Genomic DNA, 17,322 nt, shown 5'->3' with positions numbered 1-17,322 from the left:
CTCCCTTAGAGGTTGAGGTTACCAAACGCGTTTTTCCAGTCCTGCTCGAACTTCTCTATGGCTGACTCTACCGCTGGCGTGCCGAGCATTTGTTGCGCTACGTCTAAGGGAAGCGTGATTGCCTCGCATCCCGCCAGCAGGCAGTCCAGCGCCTGCCGCGGCGTTTTGAAGCTGGCGGCCAGCACTCTGCTTTCCGGCGCGTGCATTTCCAGCAGGGATTGCAGCTCCTGGACCATGCGAATGCCGTCACCGCCCTGCGCGTCAACGCGGTTTACGTACGGCGCGACATATTTCGCGCCTGCCAGCGCGGCGAGCAGGCCCTGTGCCGCGCCGTAAACGGCGGTCCCCAGCGTGGCTATCCCTTCTTTTTTCAACGCCTTAATCGCGATGAGCCCCTGAGCCGTCACCGGGATTTTCACCACGATGCCCGGGACGGCGTTTCTCAGACGTTTGGCCTCCGCCACCATCCCTTCGGCATCGCGGCTCATGGTTTGAGCAAACAGCGTGCCTTCCGGTCCGATGGCTTTTTGCAGACGCGGCAGCACGTCCCAGATGGATTCACGGCTGGCGGCAACGATGCTCGGGTTGGTGGTGACGCCCGCAATGGGGAAAACGCGCGCCAGGCGTTCAACTTCCGCCACGTTGGCGGTATCCAGGTACAGTTCCATTATTTTTCCTTAAGTCAGAAAGGTTGAACAAAGGATAAGGCGCGGGCAGGCAGGGCGGATACAGGCCAATTTTGCCAAATACTGGACAAATGTAATGTCCTTAGCGAAGTGCGAGAGCGATCACAATGCTATTTTTTGGCGGTCAGCTCGCTGTGATACTGGCGACGATATTCGGAAGGAGAGCGTTCGGTGTGCTTGCGAAAGAGACGGCAGAAGTAATTGCTGTCTGTAAACCCACAGCGTGCGGCGATATCTTTGATTTTAAGATCGTAGCCTTTCAGCAGCTGGCGCGCGTGTTCGAGTCGCGTTTGGGTCAGGTATTCGTTGAAACCCACGTTGCCAATCTTCTGAAAGAGGTGGGAAAGGTAGTTCGGCGAGACGTAGAACGCCTGCGCGACGGATTCACGGGTTAACGCCGAAGCATGATGTTCTTCGATGAAGCGGCGAATGGCCTCAAACAGGGCGCGGCTGCGGCTGGCGGTGTGGATATTGCTGCCAAGCAGATCCCGGCAGTGGCTGAGCAAGCTTAATACCACCAGTATCGCGGTCTCTTGCTCATCCGGCTGCATCTGTAATTCGGCTAGCGTCTGCAGAAGAAAAGCACCCGTTCGCGGACCGCGGCGGGCAACCTGGAGCTGCTGCACAAGCGTATTGTCATGCTGTAACTCGATAGTCAGCAGCTGCTTACCGAAATGTATGCTCAGGGCGTTAGACGATGGATGCGTTAAGTGTCCAAAGGATGAAAATATCGCCTCACAGGGGGCATCAAGGGTAATGACGAGGCAGGGAGATGTTCGGGAATGCTGTTCAGACAGCGCTGAGAAATGAATCTGGCCCAGCGGTAGCGTACGGTTTACCAGGTCTGCCAGGATTCGGGTGATATCGGAATGCATGAGAAGACTACCGAAATGTGCCGGGTGGCGCTAACGCTTACCCGGCCTACCAGTCACAGGTCCGGGCAAGCGCGGCGCCGCCGGGCATAGAGTATTAGCCGGTGTTACGCATTCCCGCAGCAACGCCCGCAATCGTCACCATCAGCGCCTGTTCAACGCGCGGATCCGGCTCTTTACCTTCTTCTTCCGCCAGACGCGAACGGTGCAGCAGCTCTGCCTGCAGGACGTTCAGCGGGTCGGTGTAGATGTTACGCAGCTGAATAGACTCGGCAATCCACGGCAGGTCCGCCATCAGATGTGAGTCGTTGGCGATGTCCAGTACCACTTTGATGTCGCCTTCCAGCAGTTCGCGCAGCTCTTTACCCAGCGCCCACAGCTCTGGTTTCACCAGACGCTGGTCGTAGTATTCCGCCAGCCACAGGTCAGCTTTCGAGAAGACCATCTCCAGCATGCCCAGACGGGTAGAGAAGAACGGCCAGTCGCGGCACATGGTTTCCAGTTCGTTCTGTTTACCGTCTTCCACCACTTTTTGCAGCGCGGCACCGGCACCCAGCCAGGCGGGCAGCATCAAACGGTTCTGCGTCCAGGCGAAGATCCACGGGATCGCGCGCAGAGACTCTACGCCACCGGTCGGGCGACGCTTCGCAGGACGTGAGCCCAGCGGCAGTTTACCCAGCTCCTGCTCAGGCGTGGCCGAGCGGAAGTAAGGAACGAAATCTTTGTTTTCACGCACGTAGCCGCGGTACAGATCGCAGGAGATATCAGACAGCTCGTCCATGATATGGCACCAGGATGCTTTCGGCTCCGGCGGTGGCAGCAGGTTTGCTTCCAGGATAGCGCTGGTGTAGAGCGACAGGCTGCTGATGGTCACTTCCGGCAGACCGTACTTGAAGCGGATCATCTCGCCCTGCTCGGTGACTCGCAGGCCGCCTTTCAGGCTTCCCGGCGGCTGTGAAAGCAGCGCTGCGTGTGCTGGTGCGCCGCCACGGCCAATCGAGCCACCGCGTCCGTGGAACAGGGTCAGCTCAATTCCGGCTTTCTCGCAGGTTTTGATCAGTGCGTCCTGCGCCTGATACTGCGCCCAGGATGCCGCCATCACGCCCGCATCTTTCGCGGAGTCGGAATAGCCAATCATCACCATCTGTTTACCCTGAATAAAGCCGCGGTACCAGTCGATATTCAGCAGCTGGGTCATGACGTCGTTGGCGTTGTTCAGGTCGTCGAGGGTCTCAAACAGCGGGGCGACCGGCAGGGCGTAGTCGATTCCCGCTTCTTTCAGCAGAAGGTGAACGCCCAGCACGTCGGACGGGGTCTTCGCCATGGAGATCACATAGGCGGCCACCGATCCTTTCGGTGCGTCCACGATCGCTTTACAGGTGTTGAGCACTTCGCGGGTTTCGTTGCTTGGCTCCCAGTTGCGCGGCAGCAGAGGGCGCTTCGAGTTCAGCTCGCGGATCAGGAAGGCCTGTTTGTCGGCTTCGGACCAGCTTTCATAGTCGCCGATGCCGAGATAGCGGGTCAGTTCGCCCAGCGCTTCGGTATGACGGGTACTTTCCTGACGTACGTCGATACGCACCAGCGGCACGCCGAAACACTTCACGCGGCGCAGGGTGTCGAGCAGTTCGCCGTTAGCGATGATGCCCATCCCGCAGGCCTGCAGTGATTTATAACAGGCATACAGCGGCTCCCAGAGCTGTTCGTTCTGGCTGAGCAGACCTTCTGGTTTTGGCAGGCGCTGACCTTTCAGACGCGCTTCCAGCCAGGCCTGAGTGGCCATCAGCTGACCACGCAGTTTCTTCATCAGGAAACGGTACGGCTCGCTGGCGCCTTCTTCTCCGGCCAGCGCGCGCAGTTCCGGCGTCGCTTCAACCATCGACAGCTCGGAGATCAGCACCTGAATGTCTTTCAGGAACAGGTCGGTCGCTTTCCAGCGGCTCAGCAGCAGGACGTGACGGGTAATTTCCGCGGTCACGTTCGGGTTGCCGTCGCGGTCGCCGCCCATCCAGGAGGTGAAGCGCACCGGAACAAAGTCGACCGGCAGGCGGTAGCCGAGGTTCTCTTCCAGCTGTTCGTTCAGCTCGCGTAGATAGTTAGGCACCCCTTCCCACAGGCTGTTTTCCACCACCGCAAAGCCCCATTTGGCTTCGTCGACCGGGCTTGGACGATGCTTACGAATTTCATCGGTGTGCCAGGACTGGGCAATCAGCTGGCGCAGACGGCGCATCAGCTGGTTACGTTCGTAGTCGGCAATATCTTTATTATCCAACTGCTTCAGACAGTTGTTCACTTCCACCATTTTGTGGATCAGGGTGCGACGGGTAATTTCAGTGGGGTGTGCGGTCAGCACCAGCTCCAGCGAAAGCGATTCCACCGCTTTTTTGATGGTGGCTTCGTTGAGGTCTGGCTGGTCTTTCAGTTTACGCAGGGTGCGGGCAATGACTTCCGGGTTGCTTGCCGCTTCGCCGTTTGGCGAAATGCTGTGGTATTGCTCAGCGGTGTTAGCCAGGTTCAGGAACTGGCTGAATGCGCGTGCAACGGGCAGCAGCTCATCGTTAGAGAGGTTCTGCAAGGTGGTGAGCAGCTCCTGACGACTGGCCTCGTTACCGGCACGGGAAGATTTAGACAGCTTGCGGATGGTTTCAACGCGGTCGAGGATGTTCTCCCCCAACGCGTCTTTGATGGTATCTCCAAGCACTTTGCCGAGCATACTGACATTACTACGCAACGCGGAATATTGTTCGTTCATAAAAACCCAGTCACCCCATCATTTTTGTTTATGCCCAGGCGAAAATCATCTGGACATTATTTTGTCATCTCCCTTTATAAAGCCACGTAAAACCCCCGTCGTCAATTGCTGCGAAAACGGTTCAGCAAACGAATAAATGCGGGCAATTTACGAAATTTAATTCGCATTGCGTCAGATAAGAGATGCTTATGGGAATGTGACGGAGATCGCGGGATTTTCCCCTCTCTTCCGAGAGGGGAAAGGTCATTAATGCCAGCAGAAGTGATGCACGACCTGGGTAATCAGTTCGCGGGTGGGCTTGATAAAGCGGGTCTCCAGATATTCATCCGGCTGGTGCGCCTGGTTGATGGAGCCAGGGCCAAGAACCAGCGTCGGGCACAGCGTCTGAATAAACGGCGCTTCGGTGCAGTAATTCACCACGTCAGTTTTTTCACCGAGCAGCTTTTCCACCACTTCGACCAGCTGATGGTCCGGCGGGCATTCATAACCCGGGATCGGCGGGTGCAGTTCCGAGACCGTCAGGCGGCCCGGCCAGCGCTCGCTCACCGGAGCCAGCGCTTCATTCAGTAGGCCGTCGAGATCGCTCAGCGTCATGCCCGGCAGCGGGCGGATGTCCATATGCAGTTCGCAGCAGGCGCAGATGCGGTTGGAGGCATCACCGCCGTGCAGGCTACCGAGGTTCAGCGTCGGATACGGCACGGTGAACGCCTCATAGTGATAGCGCTCTTTCAGATCGTCGCGCAGGGTCATGATGCGGCCGATGGCGTCATGCATCAGCTCGATGGCGTTCACGCCGCGCGCCGGGTCGCTGGAGTGGCCGGACTGACCCAGCACGCGCACGGCCGTAGAGATATGGCCTTTGTGCGCGCGAATCGGCTGCAGAGACGTCGGCTCGCCGATGATCGCGCAATCCGGGCGAATCGACGTGTTTTCAGAGAAGTAGCGCGCGCCCGCCATGCTGGTTTCTTCGTCGGCGGTCGCCAGAATGTAGAGCGGTTTTTTCAGCTTCGTCACGTCCACGTCACGCAGCGCGTCGAGGATAAAGGCGAAGAAGCCTTTCATGTCGGCGGTGCCCAGGCCATAGAGCTTGTTGTCGTGCTCGGTCAGGGTGAACGGATCGCGCGTCCAGCGGCCATCGTCAAACGGCACGGTGTCGGTATGACCGGCCAGCAGCAGGCCGCCCGCACCGGTTCCGGTGCTGGCGAGCAGGTTAAATTTGTGGCGTGTTCCGGGAACGGGCTGAACCTCAACGTTAAACCCAAGATCGCTAAACCAACCCGCCAGCAGATTGATTAAAGACTCATTGCTCTGATCCAGCGCTTCTTCCGTTGCGCTGATGGACGGAGTGGCAATCAGGGCGCGGTAGATCTCGATAAATGGCGGTAAGTTCATTTTCATTGTTGACACACCTTAGGTCGTGATAGTATCAATATTCATGCAATAAATGTGAATAAAAATACATTAACGTTGAGCATAAAGGAACCCGATGTTGAATACGCTGATTGTAGGCGCTAGCGGTTATGCGGGCGCAGAGCTTGTAAGCTACGTGAATCGCCATCCACATATGACCATAACCGCTTTGACCGTGTCAGCGCAAAGCAATGATGCAGGAAAGTTAATTTCCGATTTGCATCCGCAGCTTAAGGGTCTTGTCGATCTGCCGCTGCAGCCCATGTCTGACATCAGCGAGTTTACCGACGGCGTCGACGTGGTGTTTTTAGCCACCGCGCACGAGGTCAGCCACGACCTGGCGCCGCAGTTCCTGGCGGCTGACTGCGTGGTCTTCGACCTTTCCGGCGCGTTCCGCGTGAACGACGGTGCGTTTTACGAAAAATATTACGGTTTCACCCATCAGCATCCGGATCTGCTGGAAAAAGCGGTGTACGGCCTGGCGGAGTGGAGCGCAGATAAACTGAAAGAAGCGGACCTGATTGCCGTTCCGGGCTGCTACCCGACGGCGGCGCAGCTTTCCCTGAAGCCGCTGATCGACGCAGGCCTGCTGGATCTGAGCCAGTGGCCGGTGATCAACGCCACTAGCGGCGTGAGCGGTGCAGGACGCAAGGCCGCTATCTCCAACAGCTTCTGCGAAGTGAGCCTTCAGCCGTATGGCGTGTTTAATCACCGTCATCACCCTGAAATCACGACGCATCTGGGCGCGGACGTCATTTTCACGCCGCATCTGGGCAGCTTCCCGCGCGGTATCCTCGAAACCATTACCTGCCGCCTGAAGCCGGGCGTGACCAAAGAGCAGGTGAACGAGGCCTTCACGCAGGCGTATGCGGATAAACCGCTGGTGCGCCTGTACGATAAAGGCGTGCCGGCGCTGAAAAACGTGGTCGGCCTGCCGTTCTGCGACATCGGCTTTGCCGTGCAGGGCGAGCATCTCATCGTTGTCGCCGCAGAAGATAACTTACTCAAAGGCGCTGCCGCACAGGCAATGCAGTGTGCAAATATTCGTTTCGGTTTCCCGGAAACGCAGGCTCTTATTTAAGGTGTGATGATGAACCCATTAATTATCAAACTCGGTGGTGTACTGCTGGACAGCGAAGAAGCGCTGGAGCGTCTGTTTACCGCGCTGGTGAACTATCGCGAATCACACCAGCGTCCGCTGGTGATTGTGCACGGCGGCGGCTGCGTGGTGGATGAGCTGATGAAAGGGCTCAACCTGCCGGTGAAAAAGAAGAACGGCCTGCGCGTCACGCCTGCTGACCAGATTGACATCATTACCGGTGCGCTGGCGGGTACGGCGAACAAAACGCTGCTGGCGTGGGCGAAGAAACACCACATCGCATCCGTTGGCCTCTATCTGGGCGATGGCGACAGCGTAAAAGTGACCCAGCTCGACGAAGAGCTCGGCCACGTTGGACTGGCGCAGCCGGGTTCGCCTAAGCTGATTAACACGCTGCTGGAAGGGGGGTTCCTGCCGGTGGTGAGCTCTATCGGCGTGACCGAAGAGGGCGAGCTGATGAACGTCAACGCTGACCAGGCGGCGACGGCACTGGCGGCAACGCTGGGTGCGGATCTGATCCTGCTCTCCGACGTGAGCGGCATTCTGGACGGCAAAGGCCAGCGCATTGCGGAAATGACGGCTGAGAAAGCCGAGCAGCTGATTGCCCAGGGCATTATTACCGACGGCATGATTGTTAAAGTGAACGCCGCGCTGGATGCCGCACGCACGCTGGGCCGCCCGGTGGATATCGCCTCCTGGCGTCACGCGGAACAACTGCCGGCGCTGTTTAACGGCACGCCGATTGGCACGCGTATTCTGGCGTAATCGATTTAATGCCCGGCGGCGCTCTGCTTGCCGGGCCTACAAGACCGTAGGCCGGGTAAGCGAAGCGCCACCCGGCAGAACTAACGAATAAAGGAAGCATGTTATGGCACTTTGGGGTGGGCGTTTTACACAGGCAGCGGATCAGCGGTTCAAACAGTTCAACGACTCTTTGCGCTTCGACTACCGCCTGGCCGAACAGGATATTGTCGGCTCTGTGGCCTGGTCCAGGGCGCTGGTAACGGTAGGCGTACTGACCGCAGATGAACAATTACAGCTGGAAGAAGCGCTGAACAATCTGCTGGAAGAGGTGCGTCTTAACCCGCAGCAGATCCTCGAAAGCGATGCTGAAGATATTCACAGCTGGGTGGAAGGTAAACTTATCGACAAAGTCGGCCAGCTGGGTAAAAAGCTGCATACCGGCCGCAGCCGTAACGACCAGGTTGCCACCGATCTGAAGCTGTGGTGTAAAGATACCGTTGGCGAACTGCTGGCGGCTAACCGCCAGCTGCAGAGTGCGCTGGTGGAGACCGCGCAGAACAACCAGGACGCGGTGATGCCGGGTTATACCCACCTGCAGCGCGCCCAGCCGGTGACCTTCGCTCACTGGTGTCTGGCCTACGTCGAGATGCTGGCGCGTGACGAAAGCCGTCTGCAGGATACCCTGAAGCGTCTGGACGTCAGCCCGCTGGGCAGCGGCGCGCTGGCCGGTACGGCGTATGAAATCGACCGTGAACAGCTGGCAGGCTGGCTGGGCTTTGCTTCCGCCACCCGTAACAGCCTGGACAGCGTGTCCGACCGCGACCACGTGCTGGAGCTGCTCTCCAATGCGTCTATCGGAATGGTGCATCTGTCGCGCTTTGCCGAAGACCTGATCTTCTTTAACTCTGGCGAAGCGGGCTTCGTCGAGCTCTCCGACCGCGTGACCTCAGGCTCCTCCCTGATGCCGCAGAAGAAAAACCCGGACGCGCTGGAGCTGATCCGCGGCAAATGTGGCCGCGTGCAGGGCGCGCTGACCGGCATGATGATGACCCTGAAAGGGTTGCCGCTGGCGTATAACAAAGACATGCAGGAAGACAAAGAAGGGCTGTTCGACGCGCTCGACACCTGGCTGGACTGTCTGCATATGGGCGCCCTGGTGCTGGACGGCATTCAGGTGAAACGTCCGCGCTGCCAGGAAGCGGCGCAGCAGGGCTATGCGAACTCTACCGAACTGGCGGATTATCTGGTGGCGAAAGGCGTACCTTTCCGTGAAGCGCACCACATTGTGGGTGAAGCGGTGGTGGAAGCCATTCGTCAGGGTAAACCACTGGAAGATCTGGCGCTGGCCGACCTGCAGAAGTTCAGCGCGGTTATCGGGGATGATGTGTATCCGATCCTTGCGCTGCAGTCTTGCCTGGATAAACGTGCCGCGAAAGGCGGCGTGTCGCCTAAGCAGGTGGCGCAGGCGATAGCGGATGCGAAAAACCGGTTGGTTTGATTTGGTTTGAACAGTGCGGGCTGGTGCCCTCTCCCACGGGGAGAGGGAGCAAACACTAAAAATGGCAACTTCGGTTGCCATTTTGCTTTTATCCCCGGGCTTTTTTACGCAAAAAAAAAGCGGACCACGGGGTCCGCAAAAGTTCACGTTGGCTTTAGTTGTTCGAGTTTTGAGAGAAACTCGCTGACGGTGCGGGGACGTCAAGGGTCAAACACGTGCCGCCTCGTCTATGTGGTGTATTATTCAACAGAATGCTTGATAGGGATAATCGTTCGTTGCTATGCTATCTATCGCCATGAACTATCGTGGCGACGGAGGATGAATAATGAATATTCGTGATCTTGAATACCTGGTAGCGTTAGCCGAGCATCGTCACTTTCGCCGCGCGGCAGATTCCTGCCACGTCAGCCAGCCCACGCTGAGCGGTCAGATCCGCAAGCTGGAAGACGAGCTGGGCGTGATGCTGCTGGAGCGCACCAGTCGTAAGGTTCTGTTCACACAGGCAGGTCTTCTGCTGGTGGATCAGGCGCGCACCGTGCTGCGCGAGGTCAAAGTGCTCAAGGAAATGGCAAGCCAGCAGGGGGAGGCGATGTCCGGCCCGCTGCATATCGGCCTGATCCCAACCGTTGGCCCGTACCTGTTGCCGCACATCATTCCGATGCTGCACCAGACGTTCCCGAAACTCGAAATGTACCTGCATGAAGCGCAAACCCATCAGCTGCTGGCGCAGTTAGACAGCGGCAAGCTCGACTGCGCCATTCTGGCGCTGGTGAAAGAGAGTGAAGCCTTTATTGAAGTGCCGCTGTTCGATGAGCCGATGATGCTGGCGATCTATGAAGATCACCCGTGGGCGAACCGCGATCGCGTACCGATGGCCGATCTGGCCGGTGAAAAGCTGCTGATGCTGGAAGATGGCCACTGCCTGCGCGATCAGGCGATGGGCTTCTGCTTCGAAGCGGGTGCGGATGAGGATACCCATTTCCGCGCAACCAGCCTGGAAACGCTGCGTAATATGGTCGCGGCGGGAAGCGGTATTACGCTGCTGCCTGCGCTGGCCGTGCCGCGCGAGCGTAAGCGTGATGGCGTGGTTTATCTGCCGTGCATTAAGCCGGAGCCGCGTCGCACTATCGGCCTGGTGTATCGTCCGGGTTCACCGCTGCGCAGCCGCTATGAGCAGCTGGCAGAGGCCATCCGTGGTTCGATGGATGGCCATTTTGACAGCGCGTTAAAACAGGCGGTTTAAGCCGTTCAGCGCAGCTACCCGATAGGCTTCCGCCATGGTCGGGTAGTTAAAGGTGGTGTTAACGAAGTACTCAATGGTGTTACCACCGCCTTTCTGCTCCATTATCGCCTGGCCGATATGAATGATTTCCGCCGCGCGTTCACCAAAGCAGTGAATGCCGAGGATCTCTTTCGTTTCGCGATGGAACAGGATCTTCAGCGTTCCCACGCTCATCCCCACGATTTGCGCCCGCGCCAGATGTTTAAACTGGGCACGTCCCACCTCGTAAGGCACCTTCATTGACGTCAGCTGCTGCTCGGTTTTCCCGACTGAACTGATTTCCGGGATGGTATAGATCCCCGTCGGAATATCTTCGATCAGGTGCGCCGTCGCTTCGCCTTTTACCAGCGCCTGTGCGGCGATGCGTCCCTGGTCGTAAGCGGCTGAGGCCAGGCTTGGGTAGCCAATCACGTCGCCGACCGCGTAAACGTGCGGCAGGGCGGTCTGATACATGCTGTTGACCTTCAGCTGACCGCGGCTGTCGGTTTCAAGCCCGATATTTTCCAGCTGCAGTGAATCGGTGTTGCCGGTACGACCGTTGGCGTACAGCAGACAGTCTGCTTTCAGCTTCTTACCGGACTTCAGGTGCATGATCACCCCGTCGTCGCAGCCTTCGATCTTCTCGTACTCTTCGTTGTGGCGAATCACCACGCCGCTGTTCCAGAAGTGGTAGGAGAGAGAGTCCGACATCTCCTGATCGAGGAACGCCAGCAGGCGGTCACGGGTGTTGATCAGGTCAACTTTGACGTCCATTCCTCGGAAGATCGACGCATATTCGCAACCAATGACCCCTGCGCCATAGATAATGACGTGGCGAGGCTCATGGTGCAGGCTCAGAATCGAGTCGCTGTCGTAGACGCGCGGATGCGAGAAGTCCACGTCGGCCGGATGGTAAGGGCGTGAGCCGCAGGCGATCACAAATTTTTCAGCCGTGATGGTTTCAACCGAACCGTCGTGGCATTCGAGTGCCAGGGTGTGTTCATCCACAAAATGCGCGTTGCCCTGCAAAATTTCACAGTGGTTACGCTCATAAAATCCCTGACGCATGCGTGTCTGCTGGTTAATAACGGTATCCGCGTGATTCAGGATGTCAGCAAAGGATGAACGAAGAAGTCGGGAGTGGTCGCTGTAAAGAGGGTTCTGGTTAAATTCGATAATGCGGCTAACGGCGTGGCGGAGGGCTTTCGAAGGGATGGTGCCCCAGTGGGTGCAACCGCCGCCGACATTATGGTAGCGCTCGATGACCGCTACTCTTGCTCCCTGTTTCACCAGACCCATAGCAGCACCTTCGCCGCCGGGGCCGGAACCAATAACTATTGCGTCGTAATCGTAGGAATGTGGCATGGTAAGGCTTACCTGTTCTTATACATAAAAGCAACAGAATCATAACATCATTGCCAGAGTAACCCAATTATCGTTGTGCTTTTTTCGGGCAGTGGAGCACAAACCGCACGTAAACAATCATTCACAAAGCCAGGCAAACAGATTAATTTTATTCTCTGGTATAGTGCCATCAGGCCTTTGGAAGGATTCAACTATCGTGATGGGCGTAAGAGCACAACAAAAAGAGAAAACCCGGCGTTCGCTGGTGGAAGCCGCATTCAGTCAACTGAGTGCTGAGCGGAGTTTTGCCAGTTTGAGCCTGCGCGAAGTCGCACGCGAGGCCGGGATTGCGCCAACGTCCTTCTATCGTCATTTCCGTGATGTGGATGAACTGGGCCTGACTATGGTCGACGAGAGCGGTCTGATGCTGCGCCAGCTGATGCGGCAGGCGCGTCAGCGTATCGCCAAAGGGGGTAGCGTGATCCGCACCTCCGTATCGACCTTTATGGAATTTATCGGCAATAACCCCAACGCGTTTCGTCTGCTTCTGCGCGAGCGTTCGGGCACATCGGCGGCGTTTCGTGCCGCCGTCGCGCGTGAAATTCAGCACTTCATCGCGGAACTTGCCGACTATCTTGAACTCGAAAACCATATGCCGCGTGCGTTTACTGAAGCACAGGCCGAGGCGATGGTGACGATTGTTTTCAGCGCGGGTGCCGAAGCGCTGGATGTCAGCATTGAACAACGCAAACAGCTCGAAGAGCGGCTGGTATTGCAGCTCAGGATGATCTCCAAAGGCGCGTACTACTGGTATCGCCGTGAACAAGAGAAACTGGCACATCAAACCGAAGAGTGAAGGTGAGTAATGAAACAGTCAGGTCAGGATAAAGGGACGCTGTTGCTGGCATTGATCGCTGGCTTATCCATTAATGGTACGTTTGCCGCTATTTTTAGCTCAATTGTTCCATTTTCGATTTTCCCGCTTATAGCGCTGGTGCTGACGGTTTACTGCCTGCATCAACGTTACCTGAACCGCACCATGCCGGTGGGGTTACCGGGGCTGGCCGCTGCCTGCTTTATTCTGGGCGTATTGCTGTATAGCACGGTGGTTCGCGCGGAGTATCCGGATATCGGCTCTAACTTCTTCCCTGCGGTACTGTCTGTGGCGCTGGTGTTCTGGATTGGCTCGCGCATGCGTAGCCGCAAGAGCCAGTTACCGGAGTAATGAATTTATTTGTAGGGCAGGTAAGCGAAGCGCCACCTGCCAAAAACGCCGGATGGCGCTACGCTTATCCGGCCTACAGATCACCGTGCGGTAAGTAAAACGCCGCACTCCATATGGTGCGTATACGGGAACTGATCGAACAGCGCCAGACGTTCAACCTTGTGCGTCTGGCTTAATGTTTCGAGGTTCTTGCACAGCGTCTCCGGGTTACAGGAGATGTACAAAATACGCGGGTACGCCTGCACCATCTTCTCGGTTTCGCTGTCCAGGCCACTGCGCGGCGGGTCGACAAAAATCGTCTCACACTGGTAGCTTTTCAAATCGATCCCTTCCAGGCGGTTAAACTGGCGAACGCCGTTCATGGCCTGCGTGAACTCTTCCGCGGCCATACGAATGATCTGCACGTTATCGATATGGTTAGCGGCGATGTTGTACTGCGCGGCAGCCACCGACGGCTTGGCGATTTCCGTTGCCAGAACGCGATCGAAATTACGCGCCAGCGCCAGCGAGAAGTTGCCGTTACCGCAGTAGAGCTCAAGCAGATCGCCCGTTGACCCTTCCGTCGCCTTCAGCGCCCACTCCAGCATCTGCACGTTCATCGCAGCGTTTGGCTGGGTAAAGCTGTTCTCGACCTGACGATACACCATCTCTTTACCTGCCACCGGCAGGCGCTCGTCGATGTAGTCCTGATCCAGCATGATTTTGGTTTTTGTCGCGCGGCCAATCAGGTGAACGTTGATGTTCTGCGCGCGCAGGGCATTGCGCAGCGCTTCTGCCTGCTCGCGCCACTCGTCATTGAGCGCTTTGTGGTACAGCAGGGAGACAATCGCCTGATTGCTTTGCGTGGTCAGGTAGTCAATCTGGAACAGCTTGTTACGCAGTACCGGATTGTTGCGCACGCCGTCCATTATCAGCGTCATCAACTGGTTAATGAGCTCGCTCGCCGCCGGAAAGCTGTCCACGCGGATACGGGACTTCGTCTGCTGATCGAAAATGATGTGGTACAGGTCGTCACCGTCGTGCCAGATGCGGAACTCGGCGCGCATGCGGTAATGGCTGACGGGAGAGCGGAACACCTCGGGAACGGGCGCGTTGAAAGGCGTCATCATACTTTGCAGGCGGACGACTTTCTCTGCCAGCTGCGCGTCGTACTGTTCTGTCGGGAGGTGTTCTGGGGTCATGATGCGTCCTGAATGATAAAGAATTACGCGGGGATTGTAGGCATTGTTCAGGGGATGTCCAGATTTAATGGGCAATAGCTGTCTGGACATCCATACGTGTCTAATTGTAGCATTCTGTTTCCGGTCTCCTGAGAGTGAAAAGGGAATCCAGTGTAAATCTGGAGCTGACGCGCAGCGGTAAAGTCTGGCGGGATGAGCGTTGTAGACACTGTGAAAATGGGAAGTCTTCATCCTTATATAGCCACCTAGCCCGAAGACCTGCCGGGATCACGTCGCATTTGGTTTCATCATCGCGTGCTATCGATGAGGCCTGCGGCATCCTTCTTATATTGTGGATGCTTTAACAATGATTAAAAAAGTATCGCTGTTGACGGCGTTGTCCGTCACGGCATTTTCGGGCTGGGCGCAGGATAGCGCCGACTCGTTGGTGGTGACGGCAAATCGTTTTGAACAACCTGAAAAAACTATTCTGGCTGCAACCTCCGTTGTTACGCGTGCCGATATTGACCGTTGGCAATCAACCTCAGTCCTGGATGTTATGCGTCGCCTGCCCGGCGTGGATACGGCGCAAAGTGGCGGGATGGGGCAACTCTCTTCTCTCTTTATACGTGGCACCAACTCCAGCCACGTCCTGATCCTTGTTGATGGGATCCGCCTTAACCAGGCGGGCGTTACGGGGTCGTCCGATCTCAGCCAGTTCCCGATCTCCCTGGTGCAGCGTATCGAATATGTTCGTGGACCGCGTTCGGCGGTATACGGCTCGGACGCGATCGGCGGAGTCGTAAACATTATTACCACTCGCGCGAAGGACGGTACCACGCTGAATGCAGGTGTAGGGTCGCATGGTTACCAGAATTATGGCGGCAGTACTCAGCAAACATTGGGCGACAGCACGCGCGTCACGCTTGCGGGTGATTACACCTATACCAAAGGGTTTGATGTGGTTGCGGACGGCAACAATGGTGGCCTTGCCCAGACCGATCGCGACGGCTTTATGAATAAAACGCTCTATGGTGCAGTGGATCACGCATTCTCGGAGCAGTGGAGCGGATTTGTTCGCGGCTTTGGCTATAGCAACCGTACTGCCTACGACGGTTACTACAGCTCATTTACCCCCGATGTACTGGTCGATACCCGCCAGCTCTATAGTCAGACCTGGGATGCTGGATTGCGCTTCAACGATGACATCTTCCATTCACAGCTGCTCACCAGCTATAGCCACAGCAAGGACTATAACTACGACCCAAATCTGGGCCGCTACGATTCGACAGCCACCCTGGATGAAATCAAACAGTACAACGTCCAGTGGCTGAACTCCGTTGATGTTGGCCATGGAAACATTGGCGCGGGCGTTGACTGGCAGAAGCAGAGCACTGAGCCGGGTACAAACTACGTGACCAACGGCTACGACCTGCGTAACACCGGCGTTTACCTGACCGGGCTGCAGCAGTTTGGTGACTTCACTCTGGAAGGAGCGGTTCGCAGCGATGACAACTCTCAGTTCGGTCGCCATGGCACCTGGCAAAGTAGTGCGGCCTGGGAGTTCGTGGAGGGTTACCGCTTCGTTGCTTCTTATGGTACGGCCTATAAGGCTCCGAATCTGGGACAACTCTATGGTTTCTATGGCAATGACCATCTTGATCCAGAAGAGAGCAAGCAGTGGGAAGGTGCGTTTGAAGGCCTGACGGCGGGCGTGAGCTGGCGCGTCTCCGGCTACCGTAATGACGTCGATAATCTCATCGACTTCGATAATAACCTTCAGCAATATTACAACGTCGGTAAAGCGCGCATTAAAGGTGTGGAAGCGACAGCATCGTTTGATACGGGTCCGTTGACGCATACTGTAGGCTACGACTATGTGGATGCCCGCAATGCCGCAACCAACGAACTTCTGGACCGTCGTGCTAAGCAGCAGGTGAAATATCAGCTCGACACGCAGATCTATGATTTCGACTGGAGCCTGACTTATCACTATCTCGGTACGCGTTACGACACTGACTTTGGTGCTTATCCGTCTGAGAAAGTAAAAATGGGCGGTGTCAGCCTGTGGGATGTCGCAGTTTCGTATCCTGTCACCTCACATCTCACAGTTCGTGGTAAAATAGCCAACCTGTTCGATAAAGATTACGAGACAGTTTATGGCTACCAAACTGCAGGACGGGAATACACCTTGTCTGGCAGCTACACCTTCTAATCCGCGTCCCACCGTGCTGGTGTTTGATTCCGGCGTCGGTGGGCTTTCGGTCTATGATGAGATTCGGCATCTCCTGCCGGATCTCCATTACATATACGCCTTCGATAACGTCGCTTTCCCGTATGGGGAAAAGAGCGAAGATTTTATTGTTGAGCGTGTGGTTGAAATTGTCACCGCGGTACAAAAGCGCTATCCCCTTGCGCTGGCCGTCATCGCCTGTAATACGGCGAGCACCGTTTCTCTTCCCGCCCTGCGTGAAAAATTCCAGTTCCCGGTTGTGGGCGTTGTTCCTGCGATAAAGCCTGCCGCGCGCCTGACGGCGAACGGCATTGTGGGTTTGCTGGCAACGCGAGGCACGGTAAAGCGTCCTTATACCCGCGAGCTGATCGACCGTTTTGCCAACGAATGCCAGATTGCGATGCTGGGTTCGGCTGAGCTGGTGGAGATGGCTGAAGCGAAGCTGCATGGAAAGGCGGTATCACTCGACGAGCTGCGTCGTATTCTTCGTCCGTGGCTGCGGATGCCCGAACCTCCGGATACCGTTGTGCTGGGCTGCACCCACTTCCCGCTTTTACAGGAAGAGCTATTAGAGGTGTTGCCGGAGGGGACGCGCCTGGTGGATTCCGGCGCGGCTATCGCCCGTCGTACGGCCTGGCTGCTGGAGCATGAAGCGCCGGATGCGAAATCTACCGATGCGAATATCGCGTTTTGTATGGACCTCACGAAAGAGACTGAGCAACTTTTACCCGTTTTACGCCGTTATGGCTTTGAAACGCTCGAAAAACTGGCGCTGTAGCACGGTTTTGAGCAAAAAAGAGACGGTTGAAAGTTTTTTTTAAAAGAGGGGTTGTCAACGTCTGAGAACTCCCTATAATGCGCCTCCACTGACACGGAACAACGGCTTACAGGCCGCCGGGTTAGCGGGGTTCAGAGATGAACGCCGGCAGAGAAAAGCAAAAATAATCGCTTGACTCTGAATGAGGAAAACGTAATATACGGGACCTCGCAACGGTGAGCTTAACGCCGCGTTGCAACTGCTCTTTAACAATTTATCAGACA

14 protein-coding genes and 1 riboswitch are annotated in these 17,322 nt (G+C 56.5%); of the genes, 8 read left to right on the top strand and 6 right to left on the bottom strand.

Annotated features, from left to right (window positions below; genetic code table 11):
* Nucleotides 1–5: 5 nt before the first annotated feature.
* From fsa to argE, 4 genes are all read right to left on the bottom strand, one after another.
* Nucleotides 6–668, bottom strand: coding sequence for a fructose-6-phosphate aldolase (gene fsa, locus HB664_RS02780; protein WP_196355204.1), 663 nt, complete (start codon nucleotides 666–668; stop codon nucleotides 6–8).
* 128 nt (nucleotides 669–796) lie between these two features.
* Nucleotides 797–1,561 carry an AraC family transcriptional regulator gene (locus tag HB664_RS02775; RefSeq protein ID WP_219940329.1) on the bottom strand — a complete coding sequence of 255 codons (765 nt, stop codon included), beginning with the start codon at nucleotides 1,559–1,561 and terminating at the stop codon, nucleotides 797–799.
* A gap of 94 nt (nucleotides 1,562–1,655) precedes the next feature.
* Entirely contained in the window at nucleotides 1,656–4,307 is a 2,652-nt protein-coding gene (gene ppc / locus HB664_RS02770) for a phosphoenolpyruvate carboxylase (protein ID WP_023309665.1), read from the bottom strand.
* 246 nt (nucleotides 4,308–4,553) lie between these two features.
* Complete coding sequence (gene argE, locus HB664_RS02765) at nucleotides 4,554–5,705, bottom strand: acetylornithine deacetylase (RefSeq protein ID WP_008501790.1); 1,152 nt, start codon at nucleotides 5,703–5,705, stop codon at nucleotides 4,554–4,556.
* 88 nt (nucleotides 5,706–5,793) lie between these two features.
* On the opposite strand from argE, the gene argC reads away from it, so the two are divergent.
* From argC to oxyR, 4 genes are all read left to right on the top strand, one after another.
* Nucleotides 5,794–6,798, top strand: coding sequence for an N-acetyl-gamma-glutamyl-phosphate reductase (gene argC / locus HB664_RS02760; RefSeq protein ID WP_219940328.1), 1,005 nt, complete (start codon nucleotides 5,794–5,796; stop codon nucleotides 6,796–6,798).
* A gap of 6 nt (nucleotides 6,799–6,804) precedes the next feature.
* The gene (gene argB, locus HB664_RS02755) at nucleotides 6,805–7,581 is read left to right on the top strand and encodes an acetylglutamate kinase (protein ID WP_090420882.1); all 777 of its coding nucleotides are present in this window, start codon (nucleotides 6,805–6,807) and stop codon (nucleotides 7,579–7,581) included.
* Between the two features lie 103 nt (nucleotides 7,582–7,684).
* Nucleotides 7,685–9,058, top strand: a complete 1,374-nt coding sequence (gene argH / locus HB664_RS02750; RefSeq protein ID WP_033146923.1) for an argininosuccinate lyase — start codon at nucleotides 7,685–7,687, stop codon at nucleotides 9,056–9,058.
* Nucleotides 9,059–9,383: 325 nt separating this feature from the next.
* Nucleotides 9,384–10,301 carry a DNA-binding transcriptional regulator OxyR gene (oxyR, locus tag HB664_RS02745; protein ID WP_023309664.1) on the top strand — a complete coding sequence of 306 codons (918 nt, stop codon included), beginning with the start codon at nucleotides 9,384–9,386 and terminating at the stop codon, nucleotides 10,299–10,301.
* Here oxyR and sthA read toward each other — a convergent pair.
* The gene (gene sthA / locus HB664_RS02740; RefSeq protein WP_008501785.1) at nucleotides 10,284–11,684 is read right to left on the bottom strand and encodes a Si-specific NAD(P)(+) transhydrogenase; all 1,401 of its coding nucleotides are present in this window, start codon (nucleotides 11,682–11,684) and stop codon (nucleotides 10,284–10,286) included. The genes oxyR and sthA overlap by 18 nt on opposite strands.
* A gap of 196 nt (nucleotides 11,685–11,880) precedes the next feature.
* Between sthA and fabR the strand changes: the two genes are divergently transcribed.
* Complete coding sequence (fabR, locus tag HB664_RS02735) at nucleotides 11,881–12,519, top strand: HTH-type transcriptional repressor FabR (RefSeq protein WP_008501784.1); 639 nt, start codon at nucleotides 11,881–11,883, stop codon at nucleotides 12,517–12,519.
* Between the two features lie 9 nt (nucleotides 12,520–12,528).
* On the top strand, nucleotides 12,529–12,888 hold the full coding sequence (locus HB664_RS02730; RefSeq protein WP_008501783.1) for a YijD family membrane protein: 360 nt from the start codon (nucleotides 12,529–12,531) through the stop codon (nucleotides 12,886–12,888).
* A gap of 80 nt (nucleotides 12,889–12,968) precedes the next feature.
* On the opposite strand, the gene trmA is transcribed toward HB664_RS02730, so the two are convergent.
* Nucleotides 12,969–14,069: a tRNA (uridine(54)-C5)-methyltransferase TrmA gene (gene trmA, locus HB664_RS02725; RefSeq protein ID WP_219940327.1), complete on the bottom strand. Its 1,101-nt coding sequence runs from the start codon at nucleotides 14,067–14,069 to the stop codon at nucleotides 12,969–12,971.
* Nucleotides 14,070–14,173: 104 nt separating this feature from the next.
* Nucleotides 14,174–14,350: riboswitch (cobalamin riboswitch) on the top strand.
* A gap of 65 nt (nucleotides 14,351–14,415) precedes the next feature.
* Between trmA and btuB the strand changes: the two genes are divergently transcribed.
* Together btuB and murI are read left to right on the top strand one after the other, a co-directional pair.
* Nucleotides 14,416–16,263: a TonB-dependent vitamin B12 receptor BtuB gene (btuB, locus tag HB664_RS02720; RefSeq protein ID WP_063439145.1), complete on the top strand. Its 1,848-nt coding sequence runs from the start codon at nucleotides 14,416–14,418 to the stop codon at nucleotides 16,261–16,263.
* Entirely contained in the window at nucleotides 16,208–17,059 is an 852-nt protein-coding gene (murI, locus tag HB664_RS02715) for a glutamate racemase (RefSeq protein WP_063439146.1), read from the top strand. Before btuB ends, murI begins: the two co-directional genes overlap by 56 nt.
* The last annotated feature ends 263 nt before the right edge of the window (nucleotides 17,060–17,322 follow it).

Origin of the sequence: Enterobacter sp. DNB-S2, from assembly GCF_019443845.1 — a bacterium.
Classification (GTDB): domain Bacteria; phylum Pseudomonadota; class Gammaproteobacteria; order Enterobacterales; family Enterobacteriaceae; genus Enterobacter; species Enterobacter asburiae_B.
This window is presented reverse-complemented; position numbering and strand designations above follow the sequence as displayed.